The organism is Pseudomonas sp. JL23, from assembly GCF_056933585.1.
In genome coordinates this window covers 1,732,871-1,747,068 of record NZ_CM167795.1, presented here as the reverse complement: position 1 = coordinate 1,747,068, position 14,198 = coordinate 1,732,871, and the positions used below count along the sequence as shown (strand labels likewise).

General features: G+C 60.4%; 8 protein-coding genes. 5 read left to right on the top strand and 3 right to left on the bottom strand.

All coding sequences use genetic code 11. The features are described 5' to 3' along the window. Positions 1–185: 185 nt before the first annotated feature. The 3 genes from AC1Z24_RS08175 to AC1Z24_RS08165 form a co-directional block, all read right to left on the bottom strand. A complete protein-coding gene (locus AC1Z24_RS08175; RefSeq protein ID WP_483745230.1) occupies positions 186–965 on the bottom strand; it encodes an ABC transporter permease in 780 nt (259 codons plus the stop codon). After that, positions 962–1,894: an ABC transporter ATP-binding protein gene (locus AC1Z24_RS08170; protein ID WP_483745229.1), complete on the bottom strand. Its 933-nt coding sequence runs from the start codon at positions 1,892–1,894 to the stop codon at positions 962–964. The genes AC1Z24_RS08175 and AC1Z24_RS08170 overlap by 4 nt, the downstream gene beginning before the upstream one ends. 144 nt (positions 1,895–2,038) lie before the next feature. Beyond that, entirely contained in the window at positions 2,039–2,662 is a 624-nt protein-coding gene (locus AC1Z24_RS08165; protein ID WP_483745228.1) for a glutathione S-transferase, read from the bottom strand. Between the two features lie 273 nt (positions 2,663–2,935). On the opposite strand from AC1Z24_RS08165, the gene AC1Z24_RS08160 reads away from it, so the two are divergent. The 5 genes from AC1Z24_RS08160 to AC1Z24_RS08140 all read left to right on the top strand — a co-directional run bounded on the left by AC1Z24_RS08160 (position 2,936) and on the right by AC1Z24_RS08140 (position 14,106). After that, the gene (locus AC1Z24_RS08160; RefSeq protein WP_483746566.1) at positions 2,936–5,383 is read left to right on the top strand and encodes an acyl-CoA dehydrogenase; all 2,448 of its coding nucleotides are present in this window, start codon (positions 2,936–2,938) and stop codon (positions 5,381–5,383) included. Between the two features lie 209 nt (positions 5,384–5,592). Continuing rightward, positions 5,593–6,006 (top strand): PA2817 family protein, encoded by a 414-nt coding sequence (locus AC1Z24_RS08155; RefSeq protein ID WP_259099556.1) that lies wholly within the window; start codon positions 5,593–5,595, stop codon positions 6,004–6,006. Positions 6,007–6,782: 776 nt separating this feature from the next. After that, positions 6,783–9,611 (top strand): ATP-binding protein, encoded by a 2,829-nt coding sequence (locus tag AC1Z24_RS08150; RefSeq protein ID WP_483745227.1) that lies wholly within the window; start codon positions 6,783–6,785, stop codon positions 9,609–9,611. Positions 9,612–10,087: 476 nt separating this feature from the next. After that, the gene (locus AC1Z24_RS08145) at positions 10,088–10,306 is read left to right on the top strand and encodes a DUF6124 family protein (protein WP_483745226.1); all 219 of its coding nucleotides are present in this window, start codon (positions 10,088–10,090) and stop codon (positions 10,304–10,306) included. A gap of 245 nt (positions 10,307–10,551) precedes the next feature. Continuing rightward, entirely contained in the window at positions 10,552–14,106 is a 3,555-nt protein-coding gene (locus AC1Z24_RS08140; protein WP_483745225.1) for a hypothetical protein, read from the top strand. The last annotated feature ends 92 nt before the right edge of the window (positions 14,107–14,198 follow it).

Here is a 14,198-nt window from a genome sequence, read left to right as displayed (position 1 = left end):
GTTAAGTGTCACAAGGTCTGTAGCGGCGTCGCTGACACCGCGCTGTCGCACAACAAACACCGATGGGAGCAGGCTTGCCTGCGAATGGGCCAGTACCGTCGAGATACTTTCCCCGGCTGAGCCTTCGCAAGCAAGCTTGCTCCCACAATTCATTCCAATTAAGGAAGTCGCTTTGTGCTTGATTATTACTGGCGCATCCCTCGCCCACTCACCAGCAACCGCGCACAGCCGATGTACAACACGATGGTCGCCACGACCATAAAGGTCATCGCCACATCAATCTTGATATCAGACACGCCCAGGATGCCGAAGCGGAAGGCGTTGACCATGTGCAGCACCGGGTTGGCCAGGGACACGGTCTGCCAGAACGGCGGCAGCAGGGTGATGGAGTAGAACACCCCGCCCAGGTAGGTCAGCGGCGTCAGGACGAAAGTCGGGATGATCGAGATATCGTCGAAGTTGCGCGCATAAACGGCGTTAATAAACCCCAGCAGCGAGAAGATCGTCGCCGTCAGCAGTACCACCGCCAGGGTCACGCCCAGGTGATGCACCTGCAAATGGGTGAAGAACAACGACAGCAGGGTCACGATCACACCGACGATCAGGCCGCGCAGCACACCGCCGAACACGTAGCCGACCAGAATGGTGTGGGGCGAGACCGGCGAGACCATCAGTTCTTCCACCGAGCGCTGGAACTTGGCGCCGAAGAAGCTGGAGACCACGTTGCCGTAGGAGTTGGTGATCACCGACATCATGATCAGGCCCGGCACGATGTACTCCATGTAGCTGAAGCCGTTCATGCCACCGATCTGCTTGCCGATCAGGTTGCCGAAGATCACGAAGTACAGAACCATGGTGATGGCCGGCGGCAGCAGGGTCTGCGGCCAGATGCGCATGAAACGCCGCACTTCACGGTAAATGATGGTGTTGAGGGCAATCAGGTTGGGACGCAGTTCGCTGCTCATTGCGCCACCTTCGCCAGGTTTTTTTCCACCAGTGACACGAACAACTCCTCGAGACGATTGGTTTTGTTGCGCAGGCTCAGCACTTCAACGTTTTGTGTCGCCAGCTGGCTGAACAGCGCGGTAATGCCGATGGTTTTGTCCACCTGCACTTCCAGGGTGTGGCTGTCGACCAGGCGCGATGGGTAGCCGACCAGCGACGGTGCCGTCTGGTAGGCGTCCTTCAGGTCAAGCAGGAAGGTCTCGACATGCAACGTATTGAGCAGGCTCTTCATGCTGGTGTTCTGCACGATCACGCCGTGGTCGATGATGCCAATATTGCGGCACAGTTGCTCGGCCTCTTCCAGGTAATGCGTCGTCAGGATGATGGTGATGCCTTTCTCGTTCAGCTCGGTGAGGAAGGTCCACATCGACCGGCGCAGCTCGATATCCACGCCCGCAGTCGGTTCGTCGAGGATCAGCAGGCGCGGCTCGTGAACCAGGGCCCGGGCGATCATCAAACGGCGCTTCATGCCGCCGGACAGCGAACGCGACGGCACATCGCGCTTGTCCCACAGGCCCAGCTGGGTCAGGTACTGTTCGGCGCGTTCCTTGGCGATCTTCGGCGGGATGCCGTAGTAACCGGCCTGGGTCACGACGATGTCGAAGGTCTTTTCAAACTGGTTGAAGTTGAATTCCTGGGGTACCACGCCAATGGAGCGCTTCAGTGCTGCCGGGTCGCGGTCCAGGTCATGGCCAAAGATATTCACCGTGCCGCCGGTCTTGTTGACCAGGGTCGAGATGATGCCGATGGTGGTGGATTTACCGGCGCCGTTAGGGCCGAGCAAGGCGAAGAAGTCACCTTCGGCCACGTCCAGATCGATACCACTCAGGGCCTGGAAACCGTTGCCGTAGGTTTTGGTTAGCTGCCGGATGGACAGAGCGGAACTCATATCGGAAAAAACACCAATAAAGGAAGAATAGGGAAATAGATGAGGCCGTACGCTTTCGTTCAACGTTCTTGTCAGAGCGACGACAGGCTGCAATGTTGCTTGCCTGCGCCGCTCAAGTACAGCGACATATATTGATAGTAGGTATTAACTCAACGCGGTCATAACTGCCCGTTGATAGGCTGGGCGCGCTTTCAGGCGTTCGTACCAGGCTTCGAGGTTAGGCAGCGGCGGGCGTTCAATCGGCATTTCAAACCAGGCGTAAATAAAGCAGCCCAAGGGGATATCACCCATGCCCAGTTCCGCGCCGGACAGGTACGGCTGTTTGGCCAGAACCTTGTCCGCCACCAGCAGCAGGCCATGCACAACCTTGATGCCGTCGTTGATCTGCGCCCAGTCCTGCTGTTCGGGCGGAGTTCGCAGCACGCCCCAGAACACCGGCTTGAACGGATCGGCCAGGGTCGAGGTCGTCCAGTCCATCCACTTGTCTGCGGCGGCACGTTCTTGAATATCGGCCGGGTAGAACGGCGAGTCCGCAGCGTAACGGGCGGCCAGGTAGCGCACGATGACATTGGATTCCCACAACACGAACTCGCCATCCTCAATCATCGGGATGCGGCCATTGGGATTCTTCGCCCGGTATTCCGCCCCTTCCACCAGGCCAAACGCGCCACCGGCCTCCAGGCTCTGGTAAGGGATACCGAGTTCTTCGGCGATCCACAGCGCCTTGCGCACGTTGGACGAGTTCTTGCGGCCCCAGATTTTCAGCATGTCGTGCCTCTGCATACGCTCCAAAGATGGGCCACAGTCTACTCTGCAGAGGCCGCGTTCAGGCCAGAGGTTCTTGCGCATCGGCCATCTGCCGAACTAGAGCGCTGGCAGAGGGTCACTATCCACACACCCAATTAAGTAGAAGCTGCCGCAGGCTGCGTTAGCGGTGGGTCAGGCAAAACCTATCGCAGCCTGCGGCAGCTCCTACAGAAAGCTCACTCGACTCAGGTGCTCAGGAGTTGGCTGGCTGCTCATCACGGAGGAATTTCTATGCTGTTGTTGCTGTGGATTGTGCTGCTGCTCGTCGGGATCGCCTGGCTGGCCCATCGACGTACCGCGCCCATGGCTGCCCTGGGCGCCGTGGCGGTCTACCTGCTGGCCATGGGCATTTTCAGCCGGGCGCCGGGTGGCCTGTTGCTGGTGTTCTGGGTGCTGTGGGCCGCCGTTGCCCTGCCCCTGGCCCTGCCGGACCTGCGCCGCCAGTACTTCACCGCGCCGATGTTCCGTTGGTTCAAGAAGGTCCTGCCGCCGATGTCGGCCACCGAACGCGACGCCATCGACGCCGGCACGGTGTGGTGGGACGGCGAGCTGTTCAGCGGCCGCCCGGACTGGGACACCCTGCTGGCCTACCCCAAGGTGCAACTCACCGAAGAAGAGCAGGCTTTTATCGACGGCCCCACGGACGAGCTCTGCGCCATGGTCAGCGACTGGCAGATCGGCCAGGACATGGACCTGCCGCCTGAGGCCTGGGCACATATCAAGCAACACGGTTTCTTCGCCCTGATCATCCCCAAGGAGTACGGCGGCAAGGGCTTCTCGGCCTATGCCCACTCGCAAGTGGCGATGAAACTGGCAACCCGCAGCGGCGACCTCGCCTCCACCGTGATGGTGCCCAACTCCCTCGGCCCGGCTGAACTGCTGTTGCACTACGGCACCGACGAACAGCGTAATCACTACCTGCCGCGCCTTGCCCGTGGCGACGATATCCCCTGCTTCGCCCTCACCGGTCCTTTGGCCGGCTCCGACGCTGGCGCCATGCCCGACACCGGCATCATCTGCAAAGGCCAGTGGCAAGGCGAGGAAGTCATCGGCCTGCGCCTGAACTGGGAAAAGCGCTACATCACCCTCGGCCCCGTCGCTACCCTGCTCGGCCTGGCCTTCAAGGCCTATGACCCCGAGCACCTGTTGGGTGAAGAAGAGGATCTGGGCATCAGCCTGGCACTGATCCCTACCGAAACAGAAGGCGTCGATATCGGCCGTCGTCACCTGCCACTGGGCGCCGCGTTCATGAACGGCCCCAACTCCGGCAAGGACGTGTTCATTCCCCTGGACTTCCTCATCGGCGGCCAGGCCATGCTCGGCAAGGGCTGGATGATGTTAATGAACTGCCTGTCCGTAGGCCGTTCCATCTCCCTGCCTGCGGTCGGCACCGGTGCCGCCAAATACACCAGCCTGGTCACCGGCCAGTACGCCAATGTGCGTGAACAATTCAACGTGCCCCTGGCAGCTTTCGAAGGCATTCAGGAAGCCCTGGCCCGCATCGGCGGCAATGCCTGGCTGATGGACAGCGCGCGGATGCTCACCGCCAATGCCGTCGATCTGGGGGAGAAACCCTCGGTCTTGTCGGCAATCCTCAAGTACCACCTCACCGAACGCGGCCGTGAATGCATCGGCCACGCCATGGACGTGCATGGCGGCAAGGGCATCATCATGGGCCCGAACAACTACCTGGGCCGCAACTGGCAGGGTGCGCCAATCTTCATCACCGTCGAAGGCGCGAACATTCTCTCGCGCAACCTGATGATCTTCGGCCAGGGCGCGATTCGCTGCCATCCGTTCGTACTCAAGGAAATGGCCCTGGCCGGTCGCGCCGACCATGACCAGGCCCTGCTCGAATTCGACCAGTTGCTGCTGCAACACATCGGTTTTGCCGTCAGCAACGCCGCCAGCACCTTTATCCTCAACCTCGGCCTCGGCCGTTTCGAGGCAGCGCCCGGCGATGCTCTGAGCCAGAGTTATTTCCGCGCCCTGAACCGCCAGAGTGCAGCGTTTGCCCTGCTGGCAGACCTGAGCATGATGTTGCTGGGCGGTGAACTGAAGCGTCGCGAGCGCCTTTCCGCCCGCCTCGGTGATGTGCTCAGCCATCTGTACCTGGCCTCGGCGGCACTCAAGCGCTACCACGACCTCGACTCACCGGACTACCTGCACCCGCTGTTCCACTGGGCCATGGCCGAGGCCCTGGGCGAATCGGAACGCGCCCTGGACGAATTGCTGAGCAACTTCCCCAACCGTTTCCTCGGCGGCTTGCTGCGCGTCGTGGTGTTCCCGTTTGGCCGCCGTCACAAAGGCCCAAGCGACGCCCAGGATGCCGCCGTCGCCCAGGTACTGGGCCGCAGCAAAGGCGATCCGACCCTGGAAGCGGTGCTCGCCGGTTGCTATCGCCCGCAGTCGCCACAAGACCCGGTCGGCGCCCTGCAACACGCCAGCGACCTGCTCGCCGCCGCCCAGCCGTTGCACAAGAAACTGCATGTCGGCCTTAAAAACGGCCAGGTGCAACCCGCGCCCGGCCAGGCACTGATCGATGCCGCCGTTGAAGCAGGCGTGCTGCAAACCGGGGAAGCCATCACCCTGCACGAGGCCGAAGCGGCACGCCGCCGGGTCATTGATGTGGATGACTTCGATAAGGATGAGCTGACGCTGGCTGAAGGGAAGGTGCGCTGAGCGAGCCACTGGTTTAAACCTGTGGGACCGGCTTTAGCCGGGAAGGCGTCCGATCCGACCCTGCAAATGCGGCGGATCTATCGGCCCCTTCCCGGCTAAAGCCGGTCCCACCTGTCCTGTGTCTACTGCGCGACGGCAGCTCAATTACACAGCTTGCAGATTGGGCCTTATACTTCCCCGCCTGTTTTTTGCCCTTTTGAGGATTCCCCATGGCCGATGCCACTCTCGACCACCATCTCACTCTGCTCACGCACCTGCGTGGCATTCTGGTCGCGCTGGGCGAAGCCGAGCAGGTGCCGGAAGAAAGCCATGAGTTGTTCATGGAGCGCTACGACGAGCTGATCACCCTGTTGCCGCAAGACCCGATCGAAAGCCAGTACCTGGGCCAGGACCTGCTGTGCCAGGTGATCCAGCGTTATCCGCAGATCGCCCATCTGGTGCCCCGCGACCTGCTGTGGTTCTTTGCCGGTGACTGCCTGCACTTTATGCCCGATGAAGAAATCGAGTTGTACCAGGCTCTGGACGAGCGCCGTTACGAAGCCGAAGCCAATGACGAACCCTTTGATTGGGGTCGGGAGAAACAACTTCTGGCGTTATCGGCGCAAGGTAACAGCAAGCACTGAGTGGACTGACGCTGTTGGCCGGGCAGATACTTGTCGCAAATGAATGAAATATGTCGTTTTTACTTCAGCTGCAGCCAGCATCTTCCTGACAAGCCCACAAACAGCAGAGTGGCGGATTACCGCCACTACAAAAAACCTTCATTGAATTAACTATTTATAACATTCTGCAGCGTTTAAAGAAGTCCAACGTCAACACGGGGTTGAAGCACCGTCCTTCCACAAGTGCCTCCGTGAGAACTTCTGATTCTCGCCAAAGCCTTTAAAATTAAGTCTGCCAAGACATGACCAACCATTAGTCAGTCTTTTCCCATCTTGATGCTGCCCCGCAAACATTGGCCGAATCGCGCTGTAAAAATTCGGCATTCCGAACAAAATACTCGGTGAAATTCGGCTTTCCGAACAATGTGCTGGAGTAATCAAACTTCATATTTACTTTCCAATAGAATTCAGTCAGTTACCCTCTGAAATAAACTGCAATATTTGGCACAGTATCTGCTTAATCAATGTATCCACTGCGCCGTGCAGGTCTATAACCTTGATCGTTTCTTGCAAGTTGCCCATCTATGGTGCACTGAGAAGTGTTGTGGGGGGCGGCCTCAGGCAAAACATTAGTGATTGATCACGGTCGAAGTCTGGCACTTAGCCATACAGCAAGTAATTAACCGAACCCAAAACAGTAACTATCGCTGTGGATAATGCCGTTTGTCTGAACATGGAAACCAAAAAGGCGCGTTCCCCTGATCGCCGATAAGAACCTCATTCATAAAGGTTTAATCATGACCCTCAACAGAAGCAGTCTCGCAAAGATGGCCCCTCTCAGCGCGCTGGATACGCCTGACCCGGAAAACGCCATCTGCTTCGGCCCCTTCGCGCTCTATGTCCAGCAGCACTTGCTGTTCAAGCATGGCGAACCGGTGCAACTGGGCAGCCGGGCCCTGTTGCTACTCATCGCTCTGGCCACTCGCGCCGGCGAGCTGCTGGAAAAGAACGAACTGCTTGCACTGGTCTGGCCCAAGGTCATTGTCGAAGAATGCAACCTGCGCGCCCAGGTCGTCACCCTGCGCCGGGCATTGGGTGATGATGGCGACTTTGCCTATATCGTCACCGTGCCGGGCCGCGGCTACCGCTTTGTCGCGCCGGTCACCCTTCAGGAAATACCCCAGCAAGTCATCGCGCCACCCGCAGTGCAGGCCTGCGCTGAGCTACCGCCCCTCAACAGCCAGGTTATCGGCCGCAATGCGTTACTGCAGAGTCTGGGCGAACAGCTGCAACAACGCCGCTTTGTCACCATTACCGGCCCCGGCGGCATGGGCAAGACTACCGTCGCCCTGGCTTTGGCCAACAGCCTCACTGAGCACTTTCCCCAAGGCATGGCCTTTCTCGATCTGGCACCGGTCAGCGGCGCGTTGTTGGTCAATGGCATGCTGGCTTCTGCCCTGGGTATCAACTCGGCGAGCACTGACCCCTTGCAGGACATCGGCAGCAGCTTTGAACAGCACCGCCAGCTGTTGATCCTGGACAACTGCGAACACGTCCTCGAAGAAACTGCCAATGCCGTGGAAACCCTGTTGCGCCTGGCGCCGCAGTGCTGTGTGCTGATCACCAGTCGCGAGCCGCTGCACGCCGACGGTGAATTCGTCCACGACCTGGCCCCGCTGCAAGTCCCCCCGGAGGATGCCGGGCTCACCGCGTATGAAGCCCTGGCCTATTCCGGCATCCAGTTGTTCGTCGAACGGGTCGCCGCCCATGATCCGGACTTTGTTTTCAACGACGCCTATGTCGCCGCCACTGCCGCCATCTGCCGCAAGCTCGACGGCAATGCCCTGGCCATCGAGATCGCCGCCGCTCGGGTGCGTACGTTCGGTATCGCCTACCTGGTGGAACTGCTCGACGGCAGCTTCCGCCTGCAAATGACCGGTCGGCGCACCGCCCAGCCACGTCATCGCACCCTCAGCGCGGCGCTGGACTGGACCTACGCCATGCTCTCGGCCGACGAACAGGCCATGCTGCGCCAGCTCTCAGTGTTTACCGGCGCCTTTACCCTCGGCGCGGTGATGGCGGTGATCGATCTCAGTCACGGCGAGGCCCATGACCCGGCCGCGTTGTTGGAAAGCCTGATGGACAAGTCTCTGCTGATCGCCGGTTCCGCCATCCCGGTCAAACGTTATCGCCTGCTGGAAACCACGCGCCTGTACGCCGCAGAAAAACTCGCTCAGCACCTTGAAGCGCCAGACACCGCGCGCCGCCACGCAACCTACACCCTGAGTGAACAACGCCGCGCCGTGCAAAGCCTCGACAGCATGGGCAACGATGCCTGGCTGGCGCTGTATGCCGCAGAAATCGATTGCGTGCGTTCGGCCTTGAACTGGGCGTACTCCCTGGACGGCGATCAGGCGCTGGGCGTCGAACTGACGCTGATGAGCGTGCCACTCTGGCTGCGCTTGTCGCGGGTCGGCGAGTGCCATGACTGGGTCAATCGCGGCCTGCAGATCGCCGCGCATTTTGCCTCGGTGATGCCGCGCCAGCGCATGTTGCTGCTGACCGTCTCGGCCAGTGTCATGGTGCTGACCTACGGCGCCGGGCAGAAGATTCGCGACGCCTGGAAGCTGGTGATCGAAGACGCCCGCACCCTCGGCGATGCCGAACACGAACTGCGTGGCCTGTGGGGCCTGTGGAACGACCGCTGCTGCAGCAATCAGCATCAGGAAGCGCTTGAGCTGGCCAATCGTTATGTCCAGCTCAGCGAAAGCAGCGGCAGTGCCGACCGCCTGTTGCTGGGCCGACGCATGCGTGCCGCGCCGCTGTTTCACATGGCCGATCTGGACGGCGCACGTCAGGCCATCAGTGAAGCCCTGAGTTCACCGTTGTCGCCACGCAGCCATATCATCGACACCCATTTCGACCAACGCATCGGCGCGCGCTCGCTCAAGGCGCAGATCCAGTTATTGCAAGGCCATGTCGGCCAAGCCCTGCTGACCATCGACGGTAACGTCGAAGAAGCCATGCGCGCCCTGCACCCGGCGAGCCTTTGGTACACCCTGAGCCTGAGCGCCATTCCCGCTACGCTGTTGGTCGGCCATATGCAAAAAACCCGGCACTTTCTCAAGCTGTTGCAAGACAGCGTGGCCCGCAACGACCTGCATATCTGGCGCCTGTTTACCCGCTGTTTCGAACACATCCTGTTGATCCGCGACGGCGCTCCCGAAGAAGGCGTGCCGCGCCTGGGTGAAGTGCTCAATCAGTTGCATGAGCTGGGCGACAGCCCGATATACAGCCTGGTGCGCAGCGAATACGCCCAGGGCCTGGCCATGCTTGGCCTGAGCCAGCTGGGCGTAGAGGTGCTGGACGAAACCCTGCTCATCACCGCCGCCCGCCATGAGCACTGGTTTCGCCCCGAGCTGCTGCGGGTCAAGGCCCAACTGCTGCTCGGTCAGGGCAATCCGCAGTTGCTGCCCCAGGTGCAGAAGATCCTCAACGAAGCCATGCACGAAGCGGATACCCAGGGCGCGAGTTTCTGGACGGCGCGGATTTCGGCGGATATGGCGCGGCTGGCCGGGCCTGCAGCCCATGAGGTGACGTTTATGGCATCGTCAGCGCGGACATAAGAGTCTCCTTATGCTCCCCTGTGGGACCGGCTTTAGCCGGGAAGAGGCCAGCAGAATCAATACCTATGTATTACCTGTGAGTCTGCCTTCCCAGCTAAAGCCGGTCCCACAAAAAAAGCGAAAACCCACACCCGCTGTGACGAATTTGCAGGACCGCTCTCTTTCTTTTGAGGGAAATTTCCTTAACAATCCCGGCCGCTTGTTTCTGCGAATTTCCCGAACTAGTCTGCGCCCCGCCACTGGAAAACTTCGGTGGTCGGGTGTGAGAACCTGTGGTTTTGGATTGTAGTTACAAGTCCGTCAGATTCTTTACCGAGCAGTTTTCGGTAAATGCTTTATGGCGGCTGTGGCGGGCAGACTTCGGTCTGACCGGGTTTTGCTACGATCCTCCCGGCTTCTCACCCCGTTTCACAGCTGCCACCTCTTCGTCGTTTGAGAAGCGACGGGCTGTGGCTTCCGTCTAAGGATCGTTAGCAATGATTAGTAAGTTAATCCCCGACCCACCCCACACCTTCGAAGAAACCCTCCTGCGCCTGTTCGACCTGCTGCGTAGCGCCGCAGCGGTAATCTATGAGTCCGGCGATCAGTTGGAAGGCTCCCGACGCGACCTGCCCTTTGCCGCGATGTACCTGGTCGATATGGCCAAGGCGCTGGTCAATGAGCTGTTGAGCCGGATACAGCCTGACGCGATTTAAAAGGTGGGACCGGCTTCAGCCGGGAAGAGGCCGGAACAGCCAATGCATATGTATCGCCTGTCACTGCGCTTTCCCGGCTAAAGCCGGTCCCACATTGGTCCTGCTCTTTCGATGATCTCGCGGTGAATATGACAACCCCAATTTCACACCCGTGAAAGCTTGTGCAACCTTGTCAAGGTTGTCCGTTGTCTGAGGTGTATTGACCTAGTATCCGACCGTTATGAATCCCAGCGGACGGACCTTGCATGATCACCAGACCCGAACCCACCTCCTCGAATACCCCGGCACCGGCCAAAGCCGTCGACAAGGCGTTTGAAAGCCTGCTCGACAAAGCCCGCCTGCTGGCCGCCACGCCCGAGGAGCCGTCGTCCGACAAAACCTTCAAGCCCAAAATACTGACCAAGAGCAATCAGCCCGAGGTCAGCGCCAGCAAACCCGCCGATGCCGACAGTTACAAGGCCATCACCGCCCTGCCGGAAAAACTCGATATCGACACACTCAAGGTCATCGCCGAAGACAAGGACGGTGGGGTGATCTACTTCGAGCATGCAGGAAACAAATACCAGATCAGCAAAAGCGCCGCCGAAGAGGTTCAGCCCGGTTACGAGACCATCGAGAACCTGCGCTTCGGCCACGCCGTGCCGACCCGCGAAGACTCGGGCCCGGACCACGGCACGCAACTGTTCGACCTGCTGCACACCCTGGCCGAAACCCAGGGCACACCGGCGGGCAAGATCATTCGCGACAGCCTGTCGAATCCGGACAAGGAACTGCTGCGCAAGGATGATGGCCAGTTTCTGCTGGACAACATCGACAAGGTCGAGAAGCCCGCCGACGGCGTGCTCAAGGTGACGTTTAAGAGCGGCAAGGAGCTGACCATCGCCGAAGGCGTGACGCCCGAAGCGTTCAAAGCCTACTCGGGCGCCGGGCAGACCCTTGAAAAGCTCGGCGAAGGCGAGGCCAAGGGCTTCGAGAAAGTCACTGCCCTGCCCGCTGGCTTCAAGCCTGACGGGCTGAAGATCGTCTCCGAGGACAGCGACAGCGGCGTGATCCTGTTCGAGCACGACGGCCACAAGTACATGATCAGCCAGGACGACGCCGCCGCCCACGACCGCAGCTATGACGCCCTCGATAGCAACGTCGGCGGTCAGCCGGCCCCGGCGGATCGCGGCAGCCAGTTGTACGATTTCCTCCATGCCCTGAGTGCAACCCAGGGCACCCCGGCCTTCGATTACATCAAGAAGGCCCGCACCCTGCCCGATCAGCATCTGGTCAGCAATGGCGAAACTGCGCTGCCCTTGAGCGGCATCAGCAAGGTCGATGCGCCCACCGACGGCATCCTCGTCGTCACCCAAAGCGACGGCAAATTGCTGGTGGTCTCGCGCAACCTCAGCCCCCAGGCGTTCCTCGATTATTCCAACAAAGGCCAGACCATTACCGGCCTGGAAAAAGCCAAGGCCGACGGCTACGTCAAGGCCGAACCGGGGGACTACCTGCCGTCCACCGAGGACATCATGAGTGTCGGCGGCGTCGGCGAATACGGCCCCGGCCTGATCGCCTTCACCTACCACAAGCCCGGTGGCGCCGAGGAGAAAATCATCGTCTCCCAGGACGACAATCCACAGATGTTCGACCAGATTTCCGCGTACCGCACCGACATTGCCGAGCAGACCACCGACATCGACAAGCTGCGTGCCGACAGCGGTTTGCCGCCACGCAAAGACGTATCGGTGGATGATCTGGCGACCACCGAGAAAGACGATAACGGCCAACCGCTGTCGGTGCGCGACCTGGCGATCAAGACCCTGATCGACGAGTACCGCGCCGGGGTCAAGGACGGCAGCATCGGCCAGGACGATCCACGGGCCAAGTTCGTCCGTGCACTGGAAGCCAAGAGCATGTCGGAAAACGGCATGTCGATCATCCCAGAGCACGGTTTTACCAATCAGGGCAGCGCCACCGATCCGGAGAACGTCACCTCACGGGACGTGCGCGAACATATCTTCGACAGCAAGGCCATCGATGCGCAGATCGGCACCCTGATGGGTGACGAAACCATCATGAAAGACCTCAAGACCCACCACGACAACGCCGTGGGCAAGGTCGAAGGCGGCTCGGCCAAGGTCGATGAAACCCGGCAGAAGCTGATCGACAGCACCTCTTCGGAAAACTTCGTCAAATACATCGACGCACTGCAGGCCGATGGCAAGACCGAACTGGCCACCCAGGAAATCCAGACCGCCTACGCCGGGCTTGCCGACATCGATCCGGCCAAGGCCGACGAATTCCTGCAGAACGTGCAGATCGACGGCTACACCATGGAGCTGGACAAGCTGGTCGCCGACCCGAGCAAGATCTCCGACGAGAACACCGCGCTGGCTGGCACCGACAACGCCCTGCTGATCCTGCAGGCGCTCAAGGCCAGCGGCGACGGCATCCCGCGACGCTCCCTGGCAACCTACGAGAAGTTCGTCGAGCTGTTGATGAACGACAAGAACGCCGCGACCGACTTCGGCAAGGTCATGTCCAACCTGGGCGACACCTGGCAGGCCAACGGCAAGATCACTCTGGACGACATCAACAAGGCAGTCAGCGCCGATCTGATGCCCGGCATGAGCGCTGAGAACCGTGGCGCCTTCACCAAGAACCTGGCCTTTCTCAGCGACAACGGCGTGCTCGGTTCCATGGGCGGCGCGATCTCCATGGGTCGGGCGATTTACCAACTGGTCGGCAAGGGCGGCAGCCTGGCCGATACGCCACGCGAGCGGGTCGGCATCGCCAACGACTTTATCGGCTTCCTCAGCACCGGCTCGCACTTCGCGACCCTGGGCACCAAGACTTTCGACAAGATCATGGGCACCAACGCCTACAAGATGATGGGCCTGGACCGTTCGGTGCCCGCCATCTGGAGCAAGCCGGGCGGCGTTACCGGCCCGGATGTGCCGCGCTCGGTCGAAGAGATCCAGAACAAGTACTACAACATCATCGACGACGCCATGGCCGATGGCAAAGACGTCGCCAAGGCCCTCAACGGCCAGCCGTTCGACGAAGCCTCAATGACCAAGCTGCACGAAGGCATCGAAAAAGGCATCGAGAAACGCGGCGGCGTATCGGGCGCGGGCAAGGTGGCGCGCATTGCCGGCAGCGCGATCAAGGTCATTGGCGCCGCTGCCGACGTAGTGGGCGGGGTCATCGGCGTCGTCACCGGCGGCCTGACCATCCGTGACGGCGTACGGGAAAAGGACCCGATCAAGATTGCCTCCGGTTCACTGTCCGTGGCCGGTGGGGTCAGCAGCCTGGTCGGCGCAGCGGGCAGCGTGGCCGGGGCCCTGGGCGTGACCGGGCGCCTGATTCCGCTGCTCGGCCCGGTGGGCTTCCTGTTTTCCGGGGTGTTCTCCTTTGTCGGTGCGATCCTCGGCGATATCAAGTCGGCCAAGCTGCACAAGGTTTCGCTGCAGAACTGGGACCAGATCAAGGACTTCAAGGCCGACGGCCTGCTGCAACCCAACGGCGACGAAGCCTATGTGTGGCTACAGACCTACCTCTCCGACTGGGGCCAGCGTGACGCACCGGGGGACCAAAGCATCTTCGACTTCCGCAAGGAAGAGTGGGATGCCCGCTCCAGCGTCAAAGGCAAAAACCTCGACCACCCCGACTACATCGGCGACGGCAACAACCGGCGCTCCGAAGACTACAAATTCTCCACCCGGCCTTCGGAATGGACCAACGATAACCACGACATCATCTGGCGGAGCACCGACGGCTATGGCGGTGAGTACCATGATGTGGATAACAGCTGACGCAGCCTGAATGCACGCAACCTGTAGGCGCTGCCGCAGGTTTACGCAGTGCGTTGGAGCCGGGCTTGCCCGCGAAGGCGATGGGTCGGGCT